Annotated in this window: 18 protein-coding genes and 1 riboswitch; of the genes, 17 read left to right on the forward strand and 1 reads right to left on the reverse strand. The window is 40.7% G+C overall.

Annotated features, from left to right (window positions below):
* The first annotated feature begins 34 nt into the window (after positions 1-34).
* The 16 genes from BUB87_RS09900 to BUB87_RS09975 all read left to right on the forward strand — a co-directional run bounded on the left by BUB87_RS09900 (position 35) and on the right by BUB87_RS09975 (position 20,579).
* A complete protein-coding gene (locus BUB87_RS09900) occupies positions 35-715 on the forward strand; it encodes an ABC transporter ATP-binding protein (RefSeq protein ID WP_073344813.1) in 681 nt (226 codons plus the stop codon).
* On the forward strand, positions 669-1,709 hold the full coding sequence (locus BUB87_RS09905) for an efflux RND transporter periplasmic adaptor subunit (protein ID WP_084111170.1): 1,041 nt from the start codon (positions 669-671) through the stop codon (positions 1,707-1,709). The genes BUB87_RS09900 and BUB87_RS09905 overlap by 47 nt, the downstream gene beginning before the upstream one ends.
* A 16-nt stretch (positions 1,710-1,725) precedes the next feature.
* Positions 1,726-4,632, forward strand: a complete 2,907-nt coding sequence (locus BUB87_RS09910; protein WP_073344818.1) for an ABC transporter permease — start codon at positions 1,726-1,728, stop codon at positions 4,630-4,632.
* A 3-nt stretch (positions 4,633-4,635) separates the two neighbouring features.
* Positions 4,636-5,547, forward strand: coding sequence for an ABC transporter ATP-binding protein (locus BUB87_RS09915; RefSeq protein ID WP_200792805.1), 912 nt, complete (start codon positions 4,636-4,638; stop codon positions 5,545-5,547).
* Positions 5,548-5,596: 49 nt separating this feature from the next.
* On the forward strand, positions 5,597-8,800 hold the full coding sequence (locus BUB87_RS09920) for a DEAD/DEAH box helicase (protein ID WP_073344821.1): 3,204 nt from the start codon (positions 5,597-5,599) through the stop codon (positions 8,798-8,800).
* Between the two features lie 76 nt (positions 8,801-8,876).
* Positions 8,877-9,821 carry an AAA family ATPase gene (locus BUB87_RS09925; protein ID WP_073344823.1) on the forward strand — a complete coding sequence of 315 codons (945 nt, stop codon included), beginning with the start codon at positions 8,877-8,879 and terminating at the stop codon, positions 9,819-9,821.
* Positions 9,822-9,824: 3 nt separating this feature from the next.
* Entirely contained in the window at positions 9,825-10,892 is a 1,068-nt protein-coding gene (locus tag BUB87_RS09930) for a DUF58 domain-containing protein (RefSeq protein ID WP_073344826.1), read from the forward strand.
* A complete protein-coding gene (locus BUB87_RS09935; RefSeq protein WP_073344828.1) occupies positions 10,870-12,027 on the forward strand; it encodes a hypothetical protein in 1,158 nt (385 codons plus the stop codon). The genes BUB87_RS09930 and BUB87_RS09935 overlap by 23 nt, the downstream gene beginning before the upstream one ends.
* A gap of 79 nt (positions 12,028-12,106) precedes the next feature.
* A complete protein-coding gene (locus tag BUB87_RS09940; protein ID WP_159432398.1) occupies positions 12,107-13,138 on the forward strand; it encodes a DUF4097 family beta strand repeat-containing protein in 1,032 nt (343 codons plus the stop codon).
* Positions 13,139-13,166: 28 nt separating this feature from the next.
* Positions 13,167-13,547 (forward strand): PspC domain-containing protein, encoded by a 381-nt coding sequence (locus BUB87_RS09945; protein WP_073344833.1) that lies wholly within the window; start codon positions 13,167-13,169, stop codon positions 13,545-13,547.
* Positions 13,548-13,632: 85 nt separating this feature from the next.
* On the forward strand, positions 13,633-14,574 hold the full coding sequence (locus BUB87_RS09950; protein WP_073344836.1) for a ribokinase: 942 nt from the start codon (positions 13,633-13,635) through the stop codon (positions 14,572-14,574).
* Positions 14,575-14,614: 40 nt separating this feature from the next.
* The gene (locus BUB87_RS09955; protein WP_073344838.1) at positions 14,615-16,726 is read left to right on the forward strand and encodes an ADP-ribosylglycohydrolase family protein; all 2,112 of its coding nucleotides are present in this window, start codon (positions 14,615-14,617) and stop codon (positions 16,724-16,726) included.
* Positions 16,727-16,747: 21 nt separating this feature from the next.
* Positions 16,748-17,374, forward strand: coding sequence for an SGNH/GDSL hydrolase family protein (locus tag BUB87_RS09960; protein WP_084111173.1), 627 nt, complete (start codon positions 16,748-16,750; stop codon positions 17,372-17,374).
* A gap of 64 nt (positions 17,375-17,438) precedes the next feature.
* Complete coding sequence (locus BUB87_RS09965) at positions 17,439-17,849, forward strand: Hsp20/alpha crystallin family protein (protein ID WP_073344843.1); 411 nt, start codon at positions 17,439-17,441, stop codon at positions 17,847-17,849.
* Positions 17,850-18,010: 161 nt separating this feature from the next.
* Positions 18,011-19,180 carry an iron-containing alcohol dehydrogenase gene (locus BUB87_RS09970; protein ID WP_073344846.1) on the forward strand — a complete coding sequence of 390 codons (1,170 nt, stop codon included), beginning with the start codon at positions 18,011-18,013 and terminating at the stop codon, positions 19,178-19,180.
* Positions 19,181-19,334: 154 nt separating this feature from the next.
* Positions 19,335-20,579 carry a glucuronate isomerase gene (locus BUB87_RS09975; protein ID WP_073344848.1) on the forward strand — a complete coding sequence of 415 codons (1,245 nt, stop codon included), beginning with the start codon at positions 19,335-19,337 and terminating at the stop codon, positions 20,577-20,579.
* A 68-nt stretch (positions 20,580-20,647) separates the two neighbouring features.
* On the opposite strand, the gene BUB87_RS09980 is transcribed toward BUB87_RS09975, so the two are convergent.
* The gene (locus BUB87_RS09980) at positions 20,648-21,607 is read right to left on the reverse strand and encodes a C40 family peptidase (protein WP_073344851.1); all 960 of its coding nucleotides are present in this window, start codon (positions 21,605-21,607) and stop codon (positions 20,648-20,650) included.
* Between the two features lie 6 nt (positions 21,608-21,613).
* Positions 21,614-21,756, reverse strand: a riboswitch (cyclic di-AMP (ydaO/yuaA leader).
* A 194-nt stretch (positions 21,757-21,950) separates the two neighbouring features.
* Between BUB87_RS09980 and BUB87_RS09985 the strand changes: the two genes are divergently transcribed.
* On the forward strand, positions 21,951-22,790 hold an 840-nt coding region (locus BUB87_RS09985; protein WP_073344853.1), incomplete at its 3' end, for an RNA-guided endonuclease InsQ/TnpB family protein.

Raw genomic sequence — 22,790 nt, forward strand, 5'->3', positions numbered from 1 at the left:
AATGTAAAATTAAAAAGAAAGAGGGGGAGGGGATTTGTCTGACATATTTGTAACTAATAAGGTCTGTCGTGATTTTATTGTGGGGAAAGAAACGGTACACGCTATAAAAGATGTAAGTATAACCATACAGGAGAAAAAACTCGTCGCATTGAAAGGCCGTTCGGGATCGGGGAAAACCACACTTATGAATATACTGGGCGCGCTGGATTATCCAACCAGCGGTGAGGTGATGTTTCAGGGGAAAAATATTTCGCAAGCCAGTGATAAAGAAAGGGATGATATAAGAAGGTATAAACTGGGTTATGTTTTCCAGTCTTTTGGGCTGCTTCCCCTTATGTCGGCTTATGAAAACGTTGAATTTGGGTTGAGGATAGCGGATATACCAAAAGCTGAGCGAAAAAAGATGGCCCAAGAAGCTTTAGCTATTGTGGGTCTTTCTAAGCGCATGAATCATAGGCCTCTAGAGCTTTCAGGAGGTGAACAACAGAGAGTGGCTATAGCCAGGGCCATAGCCCACAGGCCTGCAGCGGTACTGGCTGATGAACCTACGGCAGAGCTTGACAGTAGAATGGGGCTTCAGGTTTTGAAATTGTTTAGAAATCTGGTAGATAATGAGGGGTTAACGGTAGTCATAGCTACTCATGACCCTGCGATAATGGAGGTGGCTGATGTTGTTTACACGTTGGAAGATGGGCAAGTTGTGCAAGGCGATTAGTGTGGTGATCCTATCTGTATCAGTCCTCGTTGGTATAACGGGCTGTGGTTCAATCATGCCTAAAGAGGAGCAGACACTGGCACCGCCATTGGTAAAGCCGCCAAAGGTTACTTACACGTACGCCAAAGTGACCAGAGGCAGCATTGTAAGGCAGGTTACAGGGACGGGAACTTTTATCTCAAGGCGCGAAGTGTCGCTATCGTTTAAAGATATGGAAGGCCGCTTAAAAGATGTCTACGTTAAGATAGGCGACAAGGTAAAAAAGGGTCAGTTGCTGGCAGAAATCGAAACAGGTGATCTACCTTATAGGCTGCAAGTCCAGGGATATGAATTACAAAAAGCAAAAATTCGCCTGGACCAGGCTATAAATAATAAAGCAGATAAATACACCATTGAGCTTTTGAAATTGGATTTAAAAGAAGCGCAATTACAATACGATATTTTAAACGAGCAACTTCAAAAAAGCAAAATGCTTTCACCTATGGACGGCGTGGTGACATTTGTGGATGAGAACGTGAAACAGGGCACCAATATAGCTAAATATCAGACTTTTATAAAGGTAGCAGATCCATCAAATGTCCAGCTTTATTATCAAGCTCTGGACATGAGTAATTACAAATACGTAAAAATCGGAATGAAGGCCGATGTAGTAATAGACGGAAAGCATTATACAGGTACTGTGACCATTTCGCCTTCAGATACAGCGATGGCTACTGATGATAATATGAAAAACGCCATGCTTATAAAAGTAGATAATTTGCCGCCAGACATAAAGATGGGGCATATAGCTGATTTTACCATAGTGTTACAGAAAAAAGATAACGTTTTACTACTCCCGATTGGCGCTATAAGATCATATATGGGCAGAACTTATGTACAGGTTATGGAAGGAGATAAAAAAAGAGAAATAGATGTAGAAACTGGTATACAGACGGCAACTCAGGTAGAAATTGTATCAGGGCTAAAAGAGGGGCAACAGGTGATACTTCGCTAGAAAGGGGCCATAAATTATGACTATTATTATAATGGTTTTAAGAAAGATAAATAATAATCGATGGTTGACATTATGCCTTCTCATAGGCCTGATTATATCTGTAGGTCTGGTGAGCAGTATACCCATATATACCGATGGGGTATTGCAGAAATTTCTTGTAAAAGAGTTTGAAAACAGCCAGCAAAAGACTCATCAATATCCCGGGAGCTATGCGGTTACGCTATATTTTACCAGCAAGACGCCTATGGAAAAGAGAAGGGATGTTTTTTATAAAGTAGGAGACTTTATGAACAAGAATGCCGAAAAGGCATTTGGTATACCAATGTATGCGGCCATAGTGGATTATTCCACAGACAAATACAGGATGCAGCCGGTAGATTATAAGAAAGTAAATCCAAATCAGGAGCGTTTTGCGTCTGTGCAGGCCCTTTCCGATTTTGAAAAACATATAAAGATCATCGATGGCAGGATGCCAGCAGACAAACCTGTTAACGGCGCCTACGAGGTCATCGTAAACCAGTCTACGCTGGATGCATATAATACGGTGCTGGGCAACGAGTTTTATCTTACAGACGCCTATGATCCAAATTCTAAGGATAAGATAAAGATCAAAATCGTAGGTGTGTTTCAGCCTAAAGATTATAAGGATAAATATTGGATGGGTGCAGCTGATATACCCAGTACAAGGGATAGTGTGTTTATAAGTGATGACCTTTTTATAAAAGATTTTGTAAACAGGGATCCCACAAGGTTGAAATTTGTCATGTGGAGTTACATATTTGATTATCACCGCATTAACCTGGAAAATATGTATAATCTCATTGATGCTGACCAGTATATACAGAAAAACACGGTAAATAGATTTAATGATATGGGAGTTTACAGCCAATACATGCCTATACTGGGCAATTATATCGAGAGACAAAGTCAGCTTAAAATCATGCTTCTCACGCTGGATGTACCTGTAATGCTTATGTTACTTTTCTATATATTTATGGTGTCCAGCTTGCTGGTGGAAAAGCAAAAGGATGAAATTGCTGTATTGAGAAGCCGTGGTGCTACAAAATGGCATATTTTGATGAGTTATTTCATTGAAAATTCTCTTTTAAGTGCTATAGCTTTTGCAGTAGGACCTGTATTGGGCTATTATATCAGCAAGGTGTTGGGTGTATCCAATGGCTTTATGGAGTTTGTGAATAGGACAGCAATCCCTGTGCGGATTAGCATTACATCATATCAGTACGCGCTATTGGCGGCGGTAGTAGCTATAATAACGGCGCTTATACCAGCATATTATGCCAGCAATTATAGTATTGTTACACAAAAGCAGGAGAATGCTCGTATGATAAAACCTGCTTTCTGGCAAAAATATTTTCTGGATATCATATTCTTAGGGATATCCTTGTACGCGCTGTATACCTTTAATCAGAGACAGCAGATATTAAATGAAACAAATATAAATACCACTAATCTCAGTATAAATCCACTGCTATTTTTTGCATCTACTCTTTTTATTATAGGTGCAGGATTATTCCTTATAAGGATTTATCCATATGTTGTAAACCTTATATACAGGATAGGAAACAGCATATGGCCAACCTCGCTTTATATGACCCTTATTGAGATAGGACGTGGATCCAGGCGTTATCAGTTCCTAATGTTATTTTTGGTTATAACTATCTCAACAGGATTGTTTGGTGCTAATTCGGCCAGAACGATAAATACCAACATACACGACAAGATATACTATGCAGTGGGTACGGACATTGTTCTGACACCTTATTGGGAAACGGCAAAGGCTACGACGTCAAGCTCTTTTACGCCACCATCGAGCGATAACCAGGGTAATTCAGGGAACAATAATTCTGGCAACAGTGAAGAAGTGGTGAGAGCACAATATATAGAGCCATCTTTTTCTATATATGAAAAACTGGACGGGGTGCAGTATGCCGCCAGGGTTTATGATCGCGATGATGCTACAGTCATCTATAATAACAATATACAGGACAACGTAAGAATGATGGCAATAGATCCCTACGATTTTGGAAAAACACTGTGGTTTAGAAATGGATTGCTGCCATATCACATCAACCAGTATTTGAACCTGCTTTCAAGCAATCCTTCGGCAATATTGATTTCAGATACGCTGAGCAAAAAATATAATATATCACCGGGTGACAATATAAAGGTCAAGTTATTAGGGACCGATGAAGTGACATTTACGGTTTATGGCATAATAAACTATTGGCCATCGTGGAATCCTTTAGAATCGCCTAATGAGGGAGATAACAATAGTGTTCCTGCGCTGATAGTGGCCAATTTGCCTTATGTGCAGGATAATTTTCCTCTGGAGCCGTATAATGTATGGATAAAATTAAAGCCAGGGGCCACATCTGCCGACCTTTATAAATCTATACAGAAAAATAAGGTGGCTATAATAAGCGTAACGAACGCAAAACAAGAGCTGGTTGCAGCTAAAAACGATCCATTCCAGCTGGGATTAAATGGTGCTCTCACATTGAGCTTCATTATATCCATCATTATATGTTTTATGGGATTTTTGATATACTGGATATTATCTCTTAGCAGCCGTGAGTACCAGTTTGGCATTTTAAGGGCTATAGGCCTTTACTTTAAGCAGCTTATAAGCATGATCATATGGGAGCAGGTATTGACATCAGGAATAGCCCTGGTAATGGGTATTATAGTAGGCTTCTTGTCCAGTGTGTTGTATGTACCTCTATTCCAGATGGCGTTTAACGCATCCAATCAGGTTCCGCCTTTTGTCATCGTATCAGAAGCGAGCGATCAGATGAAATTACTGGTTTCGGTTTTGGTGATGCTTATAATCGGCCTGGCAATAGTAGGGTATATGATCTCAAGGATCAAGATCAATCAGGCTATTAAGATGGGAGAGGATTGATCTATGTTTATGGTAGAATGTGAGGAATTGGTAAAGATCTACAAGGTAGCCGACATAGAGGTTATGGCCTTACAGGGCCTTGACCTCTATGTGGAAAAAGGCGAACTCATGGCTATAATCGGCAACAGCGGAAGCGGAAAGTCCACCCTTTTAAACATACTGGGAGGGCTTGATAGGCCTACAGCAGGCAAGTTGATTGTAGATGGGAAAAACCTTCTCAAGATGAGCGAAAAAGAGCTGGTTAGATATAAAAGGGAAACGGTGGGGTTTGTATGGCAGAATAATGCTAGAAACCTCATCCCATATCTTTCGGCGCTGGAAAATGTTGAATTGCCCATGATATTTAAAGGCAAGATAAGAAGGCAAAGGGCAAAAGAGCTCTTAGAAATCGTGGGCCTTGGGAATAAAGCGAATCGTAAACCTGCAGAATTATCTGGCGGTGAACAGCAGAGGGTTGCTATAGCGATTGCCCTGGCTAATGACCCTAAGCTGTTGCTGGCCGATGAGCCCACAGGATCACTGGATACCAAAATGGCTAATGTGGTTCTGGATGTGATAAGAGAATTAAACCGGCAATTTCAACTGACGACGATCATCGTGACCCACGATATGAGGCTTGCTCGCAAGGTAGATAGGGTTGTAGCTATAAGAGATGGTAAAACCAGCAGCGAGTTTATCAGGAAGGTAAGTTCCAGTGATGTAAAGACCTTTGTAGAGGAAGAGATGGAGGCACGCATGAACGAATTATCACATCAGGAACTGGCGATAGTAGATAGAGCGGGACGTATACAGATACCCAGGGATTACCTTGAAGCTCTGGGAATAAGTAATCGACTGCAGGTAAAGTTAGAAAAAGGCAGGATCGTGTTGTTGCCCCCGGAATTAGGGGAAGAGAAAAAACGGGATGACTGTTAAATGTGTTTAACTGTTCATGTTTGTGGTATAATTATCATGGTGATCTATGATGATAAATGTGGACAATATCGACGTTGCGAAAAATTGCTCTGATTCCTCTGTATATGAGAAAGGGATTGAACTTTACAATCAGGGGAAAATCATAAATTTTATGGTTTACGGAAACGGCATGATGATGGAAGCTATTGTACAGGATGACCAGAGATATAATGTCAGAATCGGTGAAGTTGATGGTAGATTGCGCGTATATTGCACATGTTCTGGCTTCAAGCGCAACAAAGGACTATGCCAGCATCTGGTAGCCACGTTGTTCTACTATAAGAATTATAATAATACAGAAGGAAAAATAACGAGACAATTATTTGAAGTCTTTCAAGAGACTGATGATTCTATAGCTAAAATACCTGTGAATCTGGAAGTGACGCTGGAGGTTGGTGATGAGTTTACAGACGACTGCTATGTTGGCATGAGCCTTCGAATAGGTGAGGATAGGCTGTATGTTGTAAGGAATATAAAAAAATTGCTATCCAGCATAAAAGAAGGTGAAACGCTGAATTTTGGCAAAAACTTTACCTTTGATCCAGAATATCATTGTTTTAAGGAAGAGGATGTACCTATAATAGACTTTTTAAATGAAGTGTATGAGATAGATGATATTAGCAGGCCTGCATATCTCAGCTATTATTTTGGCAACAGATGTGGTTTATTTGCGGAGAAATATTTTCTCTTTACGCCTTCGTTGCTGGGGCGTTTTCTGAGGCTTTTTGAGGGCAGGACTTTTAAGGTAAGTCTCGATGGGAAGATATATGATTCCAGGTTTTTTAATGCTGATATACCTGTGGATTTTAAGCTGGATAAAGATAACGAGGATATGGTACTGGACATCAGTGATTTAAATAAAATTTATCCGCTTACGGCTGATGGAAGGTACCTGTTTTTTGATGGAAATATATACGGGATTTCAAAAGAACAGAGTGAAATCCTGGCGCCATTCTATAATACCATCGTCCAGAGCGGTGTGGATAAAATAAGATTTAAGGAATGGGATAAACAAAAATTTGCAACCATTATATTGCCGCGCATTGAGGCAGTGGGCACAGTAAGTATAGATGAAAAAATAAAGCCCTTCTTCTATAAAGAGCCTCTGCAGACCAGAATTTATTTTGACAAAGAAGGCGACATGATAACTGCGGATATAAATTTTGTGTATGGTGATTATGTTATAAATCCTTTTAATCCAAAAAGCAATATAATAGATGGTAAAAATATCCTTATAAGAGATCTGAAAGGAGAAGGGCGGATCATACGCATCTTTGAGAGAGCAGAGTTTAATTTAAAAGATGGTAGAATATATTTAAGCGGCGACGATCAGATATACAACTTTATAAGTAATACACTCCCTGAAATGCAAAAATATGCAGAAATCTATTATTCAGAAGAATTTAAAAATATAAAGGTATACAATTCTCGCTATTATACAGGCGGAATACGGCTAAATGAGGGAACTGACCTATTAGAGTTCAGCTTTTCAATAGAGGGTGTGGATAAAAATCTGCTTTCTGATATTTTTAAGTCGTTAAAGCTGAAAAAAAGGTACTATAGACTTCCTGACGGCGGCTTTATTCCCCTGGATTCTCCAGAGCTTCAGAGCGTTTACGATATGATAAATTCTCTGGACATAGATGAGGAACAACTAAAAAAAGATGTGATTAAACTCCCGAAATACAGGGCGCTGTACCTCGATGAAAAACTCAAAGACAGCGGTATAAGTGTAGAGAGAAATTTGCCGTTTAAACAGCTGGTCCAAAACATTAAAGAGCCTCAGGATATGGATTATGAAGTGCCTAAGGAATTGCAGGGGGTGTTAAGAAAATATCAGATAACGGGTTATAGGTGGCTTAAAACATTGGCTCATTATGGCTTTGGGGGAATTCTGGCGGATGATATGGGGTTGGGCAAGACCATACAGACCATAGCGTTTATTTTATCTGAAAGGGAAAACCGTGCAGAGCCGGTTCTGGTTATATGCCCTACAAGTCTTGTATACAATTGGGAAAGTGAGATAAAGAGGTTTGCTCCATCTCTGAAGACTTTTATTATTTCTGGCAGTAAAGACGAGAGAGAAAATCAGATAGAAAAAATAAGCGAGGCTGACGTCGTTATAACATCTTATCCGCTCATAAGAAGGGATATAGACAGTTACAAAAATATAGAGTTTAGCTATTGTATAATCGACGAAGCCCAGCATATAAAAAATCCCAATTCACAGAATGCTAAAGCTGTCAAGGAGATAAAGGCCAGAGGGCATTTTGCCCTGACGGGGACGCCAATTGAAAACTCATTGACAGAACTATGGTCTATATTTGACTTTGTCATGCCTGGTTATCTCTCATCTCACAGGAAGTTTGTAGAAAAATATGAAAGGCCTATTGTAAAGAATCAGGATAAAAATGCGCTGGAAGATCTGTCAAAGCATATAAAACCCTTTATCCTTAGAAGGGTTAAAAAGGATGTGCTCAAAGAACTTCCCCAGAAAATTGAGACCTCTTTAAAAGCCGAGCTCACCAGGGAACAAAAATTGATCTATATGGCTTACCTGGAAAAAATCAAGGGGGAGATAGAGTCAGAGATAAAGGAAAAAGGATTCGAAAAAAGCCAGATTAAGATTATATCAGGCATCACCAGGCTCAGGCAAATATGCTGTCATCCGTCTCTTTTTATCCAGAATTATGAGGGCGAGAGTGGTAAGATGGAATTGTTGATGGAACTATTGCAGGAATTGAAAGAAGGGGGACACAGGACATTGCTGTTTTCCCAGTTTACCTCTGCGCTCAGATTAATTCAGGAGAGATTGGATAAAGAAGGTATATCGCATCTTTATCTGGATGGAGAGACAAAACCGGAAGATAGAGGTCCTCTGATAAGGGCATTTAATTCGGGGCAGGGAGATGTATTTTTGATATCCCTTAAAGCAGGGGGTACAGGCCTTAATCTAACAAGCGCTGATACTGTTATTCACTTTGATCCCTGGTGGAATCCTGCTGTAGAGGATCAGGCTACGGATAGAGCTCACAGAATAGGTCAGAAAAATACCGTCCAGGTTTTCAAGCTTATAACTATTGGGACTATCGAAGAGAAGATACTGGAGCTTCAAAACAAGAAAAAAGAGATAATCAGATCGGTCATAAACCCCGGGGAAACTTTTTTGACAGGGCTAAGCCAGGAAGAAATAATGTACCTATTTGAAGCGTAAGACTCGGAGAAATCGATTGTTTTGATACTATAAATATTTTATAATATATTTAATAAATGGAGAGGGGAGTAATATCATGCCTTTAAAGTCAAAGGAGATGTATGATAGGCTGAATGCCAATATAAAAAAGGCCATATTTGGGAAGGAAGAGCAGACTAAGCTCATATTCATAAGCCTGGTGGCAGGTGGGCACGTGCTCCTGGAGGATGTCCCCGGGGTAGGTAAAACCAAGCTGGCTGAATCTTTTGCCAGATCCCTGGACATGAGTTTAAAGAGGATTCAGTTCACGCCGGATCTGCTGCCGCAGGATCTTATAGGCGTGAACATATACAATCCCAAAGAGCAGGAGTTTACCTTCAGGAAAGGGCCTATTTTTACCAACATACTGCTGGCGGATGAAATAAACAGAGCCACCCCCAAGACCCAATCAGCATTGCTGGAAGCGATGCAGGAGAAGAAAGTGACTGTAGATGGGGTGGATTACGAATTGCCGGGAGAGTTTATGGTGTTGGCCACTCAAAATCCCGTGGAGTCCAGCGGTACTTTTGAACTACCTGAGGCACAACTGGACAGGTTTTTCATGAAGATATCCATGGGCTATCCGTCCAGAGAAGATGAGCTTACGATAATGGATACATACGGCAGGTTTAAGGAAACTGAGCAGTTACAGCCGGTATTGACAGGGCAGGACCTTGTGGACATACGCCGTGAGATAGAACAAGAGGTAAAGGTAAGCGATGACATAAAGAATTATATAGTAGAGCTGGTGCAGACTACCAGGAGGATGGACACCGTTTTACTGGGCGCCAGTCCCAGGGCAACGATAATGCTGGCAAAAGCGGCCAAGATAAATGCTGCTATAGAGGGCAGGGATTATGTGATACCGGACGATGTAAAGGCCATGTGTATACCTGTATTGGCCCATAGAGTGGTCTTGAAAGGCATGGACTTTGACAGGACGCCAGAGGATGTGATAAATCAACTATTGGAAGAGGTAAAGGCGCCTTTTGAAGAGGTGTAAAAAATGGGCTATGTCATTTTTCTTGTCGCCATACTTATCTTTCAGCAGATTTTTGCCAATTATTATTATAAAAATGCTTTGAAAGGCGTTAAAGTCAAAAGATATTTTACTAAAAACAGGCTTTTTGAAGGAGATACCCTTGAAGTAGTATATGAAATTGAAAATCACAAAAGACTGCCTTTGTTTAATTTAATGGTTATTGATTATCTTCCTGATAATCTGAAGACAATTTCAGGCAACAAATACAGGAATTTAAACAGTTTTCACATCACCATATGGGGATACAAGAAAGTCATAAGACGGTACAAAATGGTGGCAGCGGCCAGAGATTATGTGAGCGTTTCCTCCATACACCTCAGAATACATGATGTGTTTGGTATTCTTGAAAGTGAGCAAGAATTTAAGTCCTACGACAATATTTATATTTATCCAAGACCTAAGCAACTCAAGCTGCGGGCTGAGAGTGAGACCATAAAGGAGGCCAGGTCTGTTAAAAAATGGATTGAAGAAGACCCCCTGTCGTTTTACAGCGTGAGAAAGTATACTTCGACTGACCCGTTTAAAAAAATAAACTGGAAGAAGACCGCCCAATTAGGTGAGCTCATGGTCAATGAGTACGAAGCCAATAAGAGCAAGAAGGTGAGTATTTACGTCAATTTAAAAGGCAGTAATTTCAATTTTCTGGGTATAAATGCTGCGCACCTGGAAGACCTTTTAAGGTATACGGCATATCTGGCAAGGTATTTTGTGGAGCATGGGTATGAGCTCAGCGTATTTGCCAACAGCGGGATCAAGACCGATGAGAGGAGATACGTAAGGGTAGAACCAGGAATGGGGCGCAAGCACCTTAATGTCATATACGAAATGTTTTCCCTGGTGGATTACCATATGGTACACGACGACGATATGATTATAAGGCAAAATCGGCACATTTTGAGTGACGGCAAAGTCATCGTGGTTTCAATGCCACAGGTGGGCTGGGGGGAAAACGTCGTAAAAACGCTTAAAAGATATGGTATAGATGCGCTGTTTATAGGGGTGAGTGCTGATGAAAAAGCGCAATTTGTTTGAAATATTATATATTGTACCAGAAATAATTTTAATTTTTTTCATCCTTAATAAGTTTTATCATACTCTTGATGCGGCAATTTATACGATAGTTATCATTTATACTTTTATACTTATGCAGCTATTGTATTATAAATTTATACCGATGTATTTTTTGGCGTTGTTTTTCTTGCCCGTCCTGGTCATTTGGCCCACTTCATTGGGTGATTTGGGCAGGTTGACAGCCATCCCTATTTTTGAGATTCTGGCTATAGCCAGGTTTTATTTCTTTTTTAAAGGCCTGAGATATATAAAGTATAACAATACCTACTTTATAATAGAAAGTATTATCATAATTGTATTGTCATTGATTTTCACCAGATCTGCACTGATTTACTATGCTATTTTGCTTAAATTGATGTTGCTCATTGAGAACAATCAGGGTTACAGTATTGAAGAAAAAGCGGATCTAAAGGATGTGCTTTTTATTATTTTTAATTTTGTTGTCCTCATATTCACACCTTTGTTTAATGTTATCGGTAAGGGATTATACGGTGGTTTAAAAGCGATTTATGATCTTATAGATGAACTTATATATTATCCTGCTTATTATATAGGCTTGCTCATCAGCATGATATTGCCTAAAATTACCCCTAAAGGACTGGAACGGTTGCTTCAACTGGGTAAAGGTATGCCAGACAATAAGGTCTTACAAAGGGAACAGGTGCGTAGAGTCATAGAGGGGAATACCACGGTTAGGTATATAGTATATGCCATAGGTATAATTGCCATAGCGGCCATTGTATATGTTCTCATAAAGAAGTTTTTAAATCTGGGTATACACAGGGAGAGAGAGGATATAGAGTATGAGCAGGATGTAATAAGCATAAAACCAGAACCTAAAAGAGATCTTTCAAATCTTCCCCCTATAAGGCGTATGTATGTGAACATAATAATGGCGGCGATTAAAAAAGGCTATGAGTTTAAAAACAGCAGCACATCCAGAGATCTGATAGTATTTCTAAGAAGGATTATTCCTCAAGCCAGTCTTTTAGTTGATGTCAATAAAATATATGAGCTGGAGAGATATGCTCAGGAAAAACAGGACGAGAGCAAATTCGAGGATATTTATAAGAAATTGATGCAGCAATTGAGGTGAGGATTTTTACTTCGCAGATTAAAAATGAATGGGATATATTTTGACATTCTTTCTGTGTTATAATATTATGGAAGTGGAGGTGGCTTTTATTAAAAGAGCAGGTACCATTAGCTGTGCACTATCGCTGCTGGCAATAGGCGTATTAGGCTTGATAGCGCAAACTGGAAAATTTACATTTACTACTCGCATTGGCCCGTATATTATTCCGGCTTTCCTTGTATTAGTAGGTCTGGATATAATCATCACGGCCAGGAGGCTTGATAGTGGCTCTGTCAATTATGGACTTATTATCTTTACTTTTTTGGTGATCATGATTTTTGGACAATTTTATGCGGGCAATATAACATCAAAAATAAATATAGATGGAACTCAGAGCTTTACGGGGCATCGTGTTTACAAAGAGTTCAGCAAAAACATATCACCATCTGGCGATATAAAGACGGTAAAGATTGAAAATGCTTTTGGCAATATAACATTAACTCGTACCGACAAAAAAGAAATAAGTGTAAATGCTTCTATTTCATCTAGATCGAATTTTAAGCCAGAAGAAGTGATATCTATAAGAGAAGAAAACTCTCAAGTTGTCATAAGCACGAGGAGAATATATGACGATATAAGTGTAAACTACAGTATAAAGTTGCCTGATAACATGGGTGTTGAAGTAATCAATAAGGTTGGCAGTGTAGAGTTCAATAATGTGATAGCGACATCGATAAAGGTTGATAACAAATTTGACGACATTACTATCAAGGACAGCAGAGGGGATATAATGCTTGATAATTCCCACGGTAACGTTAAGCTCAACAATATTGCAGGATCCATTGATATTGATAATGCTTATGGAGGAGTTTCCATCGACTATAATATCTTCAGCAAAAAAGATACAAAATTCATTAAGGTGTCTAACAGCTTTGGAAATATTAACTTAAGCGGTGCATATTATGACGATTGCAACATAGAAGCTAGCACTACTTATGGAAGGGTAAGAGCAGATTATCTTTCTGTTAACCGTCATTCTGACAATATCAGCGATGAAATAACATACAAAGCAGGTAATGGTGCGTTGAAAATTGTGCTTAAGAATAGGCATGGCAATATATCTATCGAGTGATAGACTAATAAAGATTGGAGGTTGTATAATGGGAAACAAATTATACCGTTCAACTCAAAACAGAATATTGGGTGGAGTATGTGGTGGCATTGCAGAGTATTTTGGACTGGACCCAGCTCTGGTCAGGATAATCTGGCTGGTGACCATCTTTGCCGGTGGGGCAGGAATATTGGCGTATATTATCGCGTGGATATTGATACCTGAGAGTCCCCTTGAAGGTGTAGATCAACACGATAAATTCCTGGGCAACAAGGCAAGTGCCGAAGTATTTGGGTGGATTCTCATCGCAGTGGGTATTTTACTCATTTTTAGATTTTTTATTCCCTGGTTTTTTAGCAAGTATTTCTGGCCTCTGGTGTTGATAGCGTTGGGCGCAGGAATTATTTTAAAATACAAAGACAGGGGATGATTTTTGTAGCAGCGATAGGCTCAATGTAGCTCTTGAGGATTTACTGATAACGGGGTAAAATCAAACAGAAAGGCAGGATCACAAGATGACTGCTTATAAAAAAGATGACATATCAGAAGGATGGGTATCAAAGATTTCGGTAGATGTGGTAGTGTTAGGTAGTATCAATATGGATCTCGTACTGAAGACGGAACGAAACCCGTACCCTGGTGAAACTATAAATAGCGACAACTTTGAAATACATCCCGGTGGGAAAGGCAATAATCAAGCTGTGGCCCTCGGCAAGCTGGGGGCCAGTGTCCTTATGCTGGGGTGTGTTGGACGGGACGATTATGGTAGAAAGTTGGTGCAGAATTTGAGGTCCAATGGTGTAAATGCTGATTACATCCTGGAAGTAGATGATAGCACGGGTATCGCCTTTATAAACGTTTTCAATGGGCAAAATACCATAATCCTCTATAAAGGAGCTAATGGCTGTTGTACAGTAGATGCCATGAGTCCGTATGTAGATATCATAAAGGGTGCTAAAATACTGTTGACGCAGCTGGAGATACCTTATGAAACAGTGAAATGGGCGTTGAAAATCGCCCATGATAATGGCGTTATGACGGTATTAAATCCCGCCCCAGCCCGTATTTTAGATGATGACATATGGCCTTACGTTGATGTGCTGGTACCCAATGAAATAGAGTGCAAAGGTATACTGGGCCTGGATGGAGATGATGTGACCTATGAAGCCATTATAAGAGAGCTTATAGGCAGAGCTGTTAAAAACGTGGTTATAACTCTGGGAGCGGAGGGCTGCATATATAACAGTGGCGATACTATTATGAGGCAAAGGGCCATGGCAACAAAGGTAGTGGATACCACCGGAGCTGGAGACGCTTTTATAGGAGGACTTGTCTTTGCGCTGTCCAAGGGCAGAAGTATTGATGAAGCGGTGTTGATGGGTACCAGGGTGGCAGGAATAAAAATAGGGTTTATGGGAGCACAGGATTATGTCATAGATCCTTCAGGTTTGATATAAATGAGCAGAGTGGTACGAGAATAAAGGGGGACTGAAGAGGATGATACCAAAAGACTACGTGGAAAAGGTTTATTCGGGGTGGCTGGGCAAAATTATAGGAGTGAGGCTGGGCGCTCCTGTAGAGGGCTGGACATACGAGAAGATTAAGGAGGAAATAGGCGAGATAACAGGTTATGTAAAGGATTATAAGATGTTTGCTGCCGACGATGACACAAATGGGCCTATGATATTCATAAGGGCGCTGGAGGACTACAGTTTAAAGCCCAGCGCTGAGGATATAGGTAAAACCTGGCTTAATTACATAGGAGATGGACACGGCACGCTATGGTGGGGAGGCTATGGGATCTCTACGGAGCATACGGCCTATCTAAATCTGCTGCACGGCATAAAGGCGCCTTATTCAGGCTGTATGGAGTTAAACGGTTCTACGGTAGCAGAACAGATCGGAGGGCAGATCTTTATAGATGTATGGGGACTTATTGCTCCGGGCAATCCTCAACTGGCGGCACAATATGCAGAAAAAGCAGCGTCTGTTTCACATGATGGCAACGGCAAATACGGTGGTATGTTTATAGCGGCATGTATTGCCGAAGCCTTTGTGGAAACAGATATAAAGAAGATAATTGAGGCTGGCCTTTCTGTTATTCCGTCGGATTGTCAGTACGCCAGGATGGTCAAAGATATCGTGAGGTTTTACGATGATAACCCCGATGATTGGAGAAAATGCTATGAATACATAAGAGCTTATTATGGCTACGACAGATATCCTGGTAATTGCCATATTATACCCAATGCGGCAGTCATCGTGCTATCTCTCCTCTACGGAGGTGGAGATTTTTCAAAAACCATTTGCATATGCAATATGTGCGGATGGGATACAGACTGCAATGTAGGCAATGTAGGCTGCATCATGGGCGTGAAATGCGGGCTTGAAGGGATACCGTATTACTGGAGAGAACCTATCAATGATGTGTTGATAAATTCTACATTGATTGGAGATATAAATATATTGGATATTCCGTCTGTAGCATGTTATATTGCCAGCCTGGGATATGCTATTGCTGGAGAATCTGTGCCCGATGAATGGAAAAAAATTATAACAACCGGAAATGGCATGGAATATCATTTTGAGTTTCCTGGGTCTACCCATGGATTCAGGTCAGATTCACCTGATATTGTACTGGAGAACGATAGCGAAATCAGTTATAAAGGCAAAAGGTGCTTAAAAATAATTTTAAATGGCTTAAAAAGTGCAAGAGTATACCGCAAAACGTATTATAGGCCTGAGGATTTTGACGACGACAGATACTCTCCAGACTTTTCTCCTGCTTTGTATCCGGGATACGGCATCTCATGCTACGTTATGGCTTCGGTAAGTGAGGAGTTTGTTTCTAAAAGTGATATAACGGCCAGGTTGTATGTTCGGGATGCCAATGGGGGAAAAATCTATTATGGACCACAGGTAATATTGACTTCGTACCAGTGGACATGTGTATCTTTTGATATACCTCATATGGACGGCGTATGCCTTGATGCCATGGGCATAGAGATCAATTCTGATCAGCCTGTTGATTGTGTATATATTGATGAGGTGAAGTGCTACCCCACACCTGATTATACATTGGACTTTTCAAAAGAGAAAATGGAAACGTGGTCTTTTGGCCATGTAAAGCCATCTCAGCTTACTTATTTGAGGGGTATATGGGTTCTGGAAGATGGGGAACTCAGTGGAAGCGGCTATGGCAACTGTGAGAGCTATACAGGCAGCAGAAAATGGACTGATTACACCATAGAAGGACTCATCAAACCTTTATTTGGAAGCCATCACAATATCAACTTCAGGGTATGGGGTGCCATGAGGTCATATGCTGCTGGCCTTGCACCTGGCGACAGGATTGCGCTTTACAAAAATATTGAAGGGAATTACGTCGAGCTGGCATCCCATCCGTTTTCGTGGGAAATGGGAAGAGAATATCGGATAAAAGTGGATGCTATAGGGAATGAGTTTAAGGTATACATAGATGATCATGAACTCATAAGGTATAGAGACGACGACAATCCATACATGAAAGGGCAGGTAGGTTTTTCAAATATAGGCGGTGGACATACCCACTATAGGTATTTAAGGGTAAAGCATATAAAATCAATTTAAATTTATAAGGGGGTTTTAATGATGTTATTGAAAGATGGCGAATTGGTTTTATTTCAAGGCGATAGTATAACAGACGCCGGCCGCAACAGGAATGATATAAATGACTTGGGGCTTGGATATCCGATGTTTATAGCGTCATGGTTTTCGGCCCTCTATCCTGACAAAAATGTTCGCTTTATAAATCGGGGGATCAGCGGCGATAGGGTGAGGAATCTCAAAGCTCGCTGGCAGGAGGATTGTCTTGATTTAAAACCTGATTGGATTTCCATACTCATAGGCATAAATGATTGCTGGAGAAGATACGACAGCAATGATCCTACGTCAGTAGAAGCTTTTGAATCTGATTACAGGTATATACTGGATCAAGTGAAAGAAAAATTAAATGCGAAAATTATACTCTGTGAACCTTTTGTTCTGCCTACACCGGAAGACAGGGTACAGTGGAGAGAAGATTTAGATCCCAAGATCCATGTGGTGAGGAAGCTTGCCAGAGAATATGGCGCTATTTTCATACCGCTGGACGGGATCATGGCACAGGCCTGCGCCAGAAAGGAACCGGCCTTCTGGGCTGCCGATGGCGTACACCCGACCCCTGCAGGTCATGCGCTGATCGCACAGGCTTGGCTTAAAGCTGTAGGTGCGCTTTGATTGTATATTTCCCTCCAGATGACAGATAATATTCTTGACAATATTGTTTGATTGGAGGGATTTTATGAGTTTAATCAGGTGGAACCCTTCCGACGAATGGTTGACTTTCCCTTTTGATTTCAGGATTCCTTCACTGATACAGGGTTTTAATAGACCCAGGATGGATGTCTCAGAAAATGAGAAAGAGGTAATTGCTACAGCCGAAGTGCCGGGCATTGATAAAAATAATATAGAGATAAATATACAGGACAATATCCTGGAAATCAAAGGGCAAACCACTAAACAGGAAGAGAAAAATCAACAGAATTATTACATGTCGGAAAGGTACTATGGCGCTTTTAGCAGGAGAATTGTTCTGCCGGCAGAAGTGGATGCGGATAAGGCTACGGCCACATTTGAAAATGGTGTCTTGACCATACGAATGCCTAAAGTGCATCCTGACAGGCCAAAAGGTAAGAGGATACCTATTCAATAATTGTTTTTGATTACTGGTTTTGTGTGCTATATGATACATGGTATAACCTATAGTCGATCTATAGCCGACGATTTACATAAAAGAAATCGCCGGCTTATTTTTGCTCTATGTTATTTAAGATGTGGCATTATGTGATATAATTATAAAGAGAGGTGGTATTTATGGACAACTTTATATTTAAAAGCCCAACCAAGATAATTTTTGGTAGGGGCACAGAGGAACTGGTAGGGGAAGAGGTTAAGCAATACAGCAAGAAGATATTGCTGCATTATGGCGGAGGAAGTATAAAGCGCACAGGTCTTTATGATAAGGTGGTAAATTCATTAAAAAAAGCGGGGGTTGAGTTCATAGAATTACCTGGTGCACAGCCCAATCCAAGGCTGAGTCTGGTGCGCGAAGGTATAAAGATTTGCAGAGAAAATGGCATCGACTTTATTTTAGCAGTAGGAGGTGGCAGCGCAATTGACTCGGCCAAGGCTATAGCTGTGGGTGTGCCTTATGAAGGCGACGTGTGGGACTTTTACGCAGGCAAAGCTGTTCCAGAAAAAGCATTACCCCTTGGCGTTATACTTACGCTGGCAGCCACGGGCAGCGAAGCCAGCAAGAGCTCTGTTATAACCAATGAGGATGGCTGGTATAAGCGAGGCCTTAATGTAGACATTATAAGGCCGCAGTTTGCTATCATGAATCCAGAGCTTACATTTACATTGCCCCCGTATCAGACATCCTGTGGGGTTGCTGATATAATGGCACATATCATGGAGAGGTATTTTACCAATACTCGAAATGTAGAGTTGACGGATAGGCTCTGTGAAGCGACGCTGAAGACCGTGATACATAATGCACCTATCGTTCTAAAAGATCCCGAAAACTACGCGGCGAGAGCGGAGATAATGTGGGCAGGAACCATAGCCCATAATGACCTTTTGAGCACGGGCAGGATCGGAGACTGGTCGTCCCATGCCATTGAACATGAATTAAGTGCTATTTACGATATAGCTCATGGTGCAGGACTGGCCATCGTATTTCCTGCGTGGATGAAATATGTCTATAAACACGATATAAACAGATTTGTTCAGTTTGCAGTAAGGGTATGGGATGTGGACATGAATTTCGAAAATCCCGAAGAGACTGCTCTGGAAGGAATTAAACGCCTGGAAGATTTCTTCAGGTCTATAGGCCTTCCCGTAAGGTTGAGCGAGATAAACATCTCCGATGACAGGTTTGAGGAGATGGCTGATAAAGCTACAAATAGAGGACAAAAGACCGTTGGGCAGTTTGTGCAGTTAGGCAGGGAAGATATAATCAACATATATAATCTGGCGAAATAATGTGTTTTAAAAAGTTCAAGTCGGTTTGTCGTTTAAATGTTTTGACAAACCGACTTTTTATATTTGTTTTGTGTTGAGTATATACTATTTTTGTGGTTTTTGCTATAATATATAAAGAATGCGTAAACATTTAAACAAAAAGGGGGATCTTACCATGAACTTGATTGAAGGTGAAATTAAAAAAGCGGTTTATGATGCCGTTGAAACCGTGGAGATAACGGACGTACATACACATCTGTATCCGCCTTCTTTTGGAAAGATGCTTTTATGGGGGATCGATGAGCTGTTAAACTATCATTACCTTGTGGCAGAAACCATGCGGTGGTTAGACATTCCTTATGAGGACTTTTGGGCTATGAGCAAAAGACAGCAGGCGGATCTCATATGGAAGACGCTGTTTATTGACAATTCGCCGTACAGTGAAGCGTGCAGGGGCGTACTTACAAACTTACATAAGCTGGGGTTCGATGTGGCCTCAAGGGATCTGGAAGGATACAGAAAATATTTCGATAGCGTCTCGCTGGAAGAGTATGTAGACAGGATTTTCAAAGAAGGGCGCATAAAGTATGTGGTGATGACCAATGATCCATTTAACGAAGAGGAAAGAGGATACTGGCTTAAAGGATATAAGGATGCTCGCTTTAAAGGCGCTTTGCGGCTGGATGTCCTTTTAAATAACTGGCCAGATGCCTGTACAAAATTGAAACAATGGGGCTATGTGGTATCAGAGGATTTCAGCGGTGAGACTATAGCAGAAATCAGGAGATTTTTGAGGGAATGGATGGATCGCATGGAGGCTGTTTATATGGCTGTATCGCTTCCATGGGATTTTGTATACCCTGAGGACTCACCAAGAGGACGTATTATAGAGGAATGTGTTTTGCCTGTGGCCCGTGACGCAAATAAGCCTTTTGCCCTGATGATAGGTGTGAAAAGGCAGCTAAATCCGGGTCTTAAAGACGCCGGCGATGGGGTAGGTAAAGCAGATATAAGGGCAGTTGAATATCTGTGTGCCCATTATCCCCACAACAAATTTATGGTAACATTGCTATCAAGGGAGAATCAACACGAATTAGCTGTAGCTGCACGCAAATTCAGAAATCTTATGCCTTTTGGATGCTGGTGGTTTTTAAACAATCCCAGTTTGATAGACGAGATAACCCGTATGCGAAGTGAACTTTTAGGAGTAAGCTTTATTCCCCAGCACTCCGACGCCAGGGTACTGGACCAGCTCATATATAAATGGTCCCATTCTCGAAAGATTATAGCAGATGTACTTATAGACAAGTATACAGATCTAAGCAAAACAGGGTGGGTCATTACGCCGCAGGAGATAAAGAGAGACGTTGAGAAGCTCTTTGGAGGCAATTTCTGGAGCTTTTTAGAGCGGAAATTTTAATTCTGACGTTATGGCAAAAGGCTATTGAGAATTATCTCAATAGCCTTTTTTACAAAGCCTCTTTTACCTTAATATCTTCTGGCGCCTATATAGTATTGTCTGAACCAGCCGCTAAAATCCGATATTGTAGCTTTTTGTTGGGAGCTACTCATATGTATAAGCTGGTTATTTCCAATATATATGCCTTCGTGAGTAGGACCGTTTCCGGATGTGGAGAAAAACAGGATATCACCCGGCAACAATTTATCGCTACTCACGTATGTACCACCTTCGTACTGGTCCACAGCTGTTCTTCCTATAGATATACCTGCTTGCTTAAAAACATACTGGACAAAACCAGAACAATCAAAACCTGATGGAGTTGTACCTCCGTATACATACGGGGTGCCCAGATATTGCTTTGCTATATCGACGATACTGGTGTTTACCGCAGCTCTTTCATAAAGGCCTCGGGACACCACAACGGCTGAAGTTGACAGAGCTCTTTTTATCGCGCTGATAGTCTGCGGTCCAGCAATACCATTTACAGGCAAATTGTATTTTGCCTGAAATGCTTTTACGGCCCTTTCTGTGGCCGGTCCAAATACACCATCTATTCCGCCGGTGCTATAACCCAATCTGTTCAGGTTTTCTTGTAACATTTTTACGGCGTCGCCCCTGGAACCCTTTTTTAGGGTTGTGCCATACTCCGGTGTTTCAAGTGACGTTCTGTCTACACTGCCACTGGATGATAAAGAATTTCTACCGTTTAAAAGGGACTCAATTCGCTGGTATGTCATAGGTCCAACGATACCATCTACAGGGAGGCCGTTATTGCTCTGGAATTTTTTTACGGCATCTAAGGTAAGAGGACCAAATACGCCGTCAACACTGCCTTTTAAGTACCCTAGATTTTGAAGCTCCCTTTGCAGCTTTACCACGGCTTGTCCTGTGGAACCATAACGGAGAATCCCAGCGGCAAAAACACTGGGTGTCTGCAATAGCGTATAGGCGATCAACGCTGATGCCACGATTTTTTTTGTATTCAACACCAACCATCCTTTCTCTTTTAGCCTACGAGGTTAGTTGACGGGTTCGGTAAAGAGCAAACCCTACCGCTTTAGAAAATTCTAAAGCGGATTCACCCCAAAATTTATCCCCCGCTCCATACAAAGTATGGATTAGGCTAATTATTAATTAATTATTAAGTATATTAAGATTATATTACAGATGTATTTAAAAAGTCAAATTTTTTAAAGAAATTTTAACTAAGGCTTGAAAGAAGTCTCCCATCCTCTATAGGTGGGAGATGAATTTCTATTGTCTGCCATAGAATAATATGTCATAATAAATATAGCGGATTTTATCATTAGAAAGCCAAGGTGAGAAAAGATGATGATATGTCAGCATTTTCTCCTAGAGCCAACAAAAGAGCAGGAAGAAAAACTGTTTTATACGCTGTATTTGTGCCGCAAGTTATACAACTATTCATTGGAACAGAGGATAAAACATTACAAAGAATACGGCAAAGGACTCACATACGAAGATCAGCAGAACATGCTTCCAGAATACAAGAAAGAACATCCGGAATACAAAGAAGTACATTCGCAGATACTGCAGGATGTATTGAGAAGGTTGGACAGAGCATATAAAAACTTCTTCGAAGGACGAGCAAATTATCCCAAATTCAAAGACAAATATCACTACACATCGATAACACTTCCTCAATGCGAAGCAAAAAGAAATTTCAGTAAAGAAGGATATGTGTATATAAAAAATATAGGGCATATAAAAATAAAAGCACACAGAGACTTTGATCCGGGAAAGGTAAAAACAATAAACATAAAATACCATGCAGGAAAGTGGTATATAAACCTGTCAATCGAAATAGATGTAGGAGAAAAAGAGAAAGCATCCACAGGAGAAAAAGCGATAGGGATAGATAAAGGGATAAATTCGATAGCAGCGACATCAGAAGGAGAATTGTACTCAAACCCGAGATGGCTGCAGAAAGCAGAAAAGAGACTAAAAAGACTGCAAAGGCAGTTGTCAAGGAAAAAGAAAGGGAGCAAAAATAGAGAAAAGCAAAAGAAAAGACTGGCAAAACTCCATGAAAAAGTAGCAAATCAGAGAAGGGACTATCTGCACAAGATAAGCTATAACATAGTAAAAAACAATGACATCATATGCGTTGAGGATTTGCAAGTGAAAAGTATGATGAAAAATCATAAA

It is taken from the genome of Caldanaerobius fijiensis DSM 17918 (genome assembly GCF_900129075.1).
Lineage (GTDB): Bacteria > Bacillota > Thermoanaerobacteria > Thermoanaerobacterales > Caldanaerobiaceae > Caldanaerobius > Caldanaerobius fijiensis.

Excerpts from the sequence above, each read along its gene's own strand:
- BUB87_RS09905 (WP_084111170.1), top strand. The coding sequence starts at position 669 with ATGTTGTTTACACGTTGGAAGATGGGCAAGTTGTGCAAGGCGATTAGT.
- BUB87_RS09910 (WP_073344818.1), top strand. The coding sequence starts at position 1,726 with ATGACTATTATTATAATGGTTTTAAGAAAGATAAATAATAATCGATGG.
- BUB87_RS09915 (WP_200792805.1), top strand. The coding sequence starts at position 4,636 with ATGTTTATGGTAGAATGTGAGGAATTGGTAAAGATCTACAAGGTAGCC.
- BUB87_RS09920 (WP_073344821.1), top strand. The coding sequence starts at position 5,597 with ATGATAAATGTGGACAATATCGACGTTGCGAAAAATTGCTCTGATTCC.
- BUB87_RS09925 (WP_073344823.1), top strand. The coding sequence starts at position 8,877 with ATGCCTTTAAAGTCAAAGGAGATGTATGATAGGCTGAATGCCAATATA.
- BUB87_RS09930 (WP_073344826.1), top strand. The coding sequence starts at position 9,825 with ATGGGCTATGTCATTTTTCTTGTCGCCATACTTATCTTTCAGCAGATT.
- BUB87_RS09935 (WP_073344828.1), top strand. The coding sequence starts at position 10,870 with ATGAAAAAGCGCAATTTGTTTGAAATATTATATATTGTACCAGAAATA.
- BUB87_RS09945 (WP_073344833.1), top strand. The coding sequence starts at position 13,167 with ATGGGAAACAAATTATACCGTTCAACTCAAAACAGAATATTGGGTGGA.
- BUB87_RS09950 (WP_073344836.1), top strand. The coding sequence starts at position 13,633 with ATGACTGCTTATAAAAAAGATGACATATCAGAAGGATGGGTATCAAAG.
- BUB87_RS09955 (WP_073344838.1), top strand. The coding sequence starts at position 14,615 with ATGATACCAAAAGACTACGTGGAAAAGGTTTATTCGGGGTGGCTGGGC.
- BUB87_RS09960 (WP_084111173.1), top strand. The coding sequence starts at position 16,748 with ATGTTATTGAAAGATGGCGAATTGGTTTTATTTCAAGGCGATAGTATA.
- BUB87_RS09965 (WP_073344843.1), top strand. The coding sequence starts at position 17,439 with ATGAGTTTAATCAGGTGGAACCCTTCCGACGAATGGTTGACTTTCCCT.
- BUB87_RS09970 (WP_073344846.1), top strand. The coding sequence starts at position 18,011 with ATGGACAACTTTATATTTAAAAGCCCAACCAAGATAATTTTTGGTAGG.
- BUB87_RS09975 (WP_073344848.1), top strand. The coding sequence starts at position 19,335 with ATGAACTTGATTGAAGGTGAAATTAAAAAAGCGGTTTATGATGCCGTT.